1 protein-coding gene is annotated in these 1915 nt (G+C 38.4%); it reads right to left on the bottom strand.

The window, feature by feature from the left end; genetic code table 11:
* The coding region (locus ACERJO_RS20910; protein WP_373648774.1) for a glycosyltransferase at nucleotides 1–1866 on the bottom strand (1866 nt) is incomplete at its 3' end.
* Nucleotides 1867–1915: the final 49 nt, after the last annotated feature.

Raw genomic sequence — 1915 nt, 5'->3', positions numbered from 1 at the left:
ATCTGGCACATACTTCTGCCATTCCTCTAATATCGGTGGATGACGCACAATCAGTACATCACAGCTCACTTTTTCACCGTATACAAGCATAGATACTTGGTCTCCATCCAATAACTCTCGTACCTGTGGGTTCATCTCCGTCGCTGAATTTAAATCATAACGAGATAGCTGAACCAATCCTGTCCGTAGCCCCAGCCTTCTTTGTGCCTTGATTTCCTCTACATTTGACATGTTTGTCCCACCGAGTAAACGGAACTCTGATGCGATGATGACGTCAAAATGTCGTCTCCCATTCGGCTTATCCTCTCGTTTGGGCCACATTGGCTCCGGTACCGGGAACGGTCGCTCCTCTTGTGGAAATTGATAATATAACGTCTTTCCACTTTTGTGATACGTTTCATACTGATCAACGTATTCTTTACGCGCTCCCATAAAATAACCATGATAGCCAAATGTAGAGTTTCCTGTTAATGAATGAGAAGACTGACGCTGAAAAGAGTATGGACCGGTTTTTAAATCCACAACGGCATCTTTACCAAATACTCGCTTTAATCTTTTTTTAAATTCACCATCTGCACCGAAACGAACAGAGTCCCAATAACCAATCTGCTTCAAGACCGGTTCGCGCCGAAACATAAGGGATGACATGTTCGCAAATAGGTATTCACCTGGTCTTCCACGACGATAGAACATTAACGTGTCAGTCGCACGCGCTTGCTCAGTTGTATTAGCTATTACTGAAGGGTTCGACACTAAATGTTTAACTTGATGTTCTATTTTTTCCGGATGGGACCAATCATCGGCATCATTAATCGTTACAAAATCACCTGTTGCCACTTGTAAAGCTCGATTTCTCGCAACATAAGGACCGCTATTTGTATCATTTTTCAACAATTGAATTCGTTTATCTTTCTGCTGAAATTCTTCAATGATTTTAATGGTGTCATCTTGACTATGATCATCCACAATTAAAACTTCTATATGACGCCACGTTTGATTTAAAATCGATGATATCGTAGTCCTTAAACAATTTTCAGCATTATAAACAGGAATAATTATCGTCACTTTTCCAACCTGTTCATATGGTTGAATAGTTGTGTAGTTATTCACAACTAAGTCATCATACGTATAACCTGTTCGTTGTAAGTCCAATGTCATCATATCATGATTTTCGAATACTTGATTAATCAATCTTAACCGTTCATGAAAATCTTTTTTTATATTAGCTTTCGCTAAATACAAATCATCGTGATCCCCTTTTTGAAGCTGCTCATCAATCACTTGCTCAGCGTTTTCTTCCATACCCAACTGTAAGTAACATTCTGCCTCTATAATAGTGATTCGTCTTAAATTCGTTTTGTTTTTCTCACCTTCAGCGGCCTGTTCTAAAAAGAGCAAAGATTTCTTAGCTTCATCAACATTATATTGACTTGCAAACCATAATGCTAATTCCCATGCTGCCAATCGCCTTACATATGGGTTGTCAGATTTGTTACATAGTTGTTCTAGTTCGGCTAAAGCTTTCTTTGTGAAGCCTAACTCATTTAAACGATAGCGTACCTTTTTTATTTTCGGTTTTGCTTTTTTTATTTGATATTTTGGGTTAAGAAGCTCTTGAATGGACCTTTTTCTAATTGCTACTTTATAAGCTAGTTGAAGCCATCTGTATGCTCTCGATACTTGTTTATAAACGAAGCTTTGCTTTACAAGCATTAGTTCTTTTTCCATTTTTATTCTTTCTTGCTTATATTGATCACGTTCAGTTTCAAGTAATTGGATCGTTCTTTCAAGTTCATTTACCCGCTCTGTAGTGATTTGATCCTGACCTTTTTGATCCTTACTTTCATTCTGTGAACTATGACTCATGGTAAGCACCTCTCCAATCTCTGCTTATGCTGCCCATACCCGAACTGCT

Source organism: Halalkalibacter sp. AB-rgal2 (assembly GCF_041821005.1).
Taxonomy (GTDB): domain Bacteria; phylum Bacillota; class Bacilli; order Bacillales; family Bacillaceae_D; genus Halalkalibacter.
This window is presented reverse-complemented; position numbering and strand designations above follow the sequence as displayed.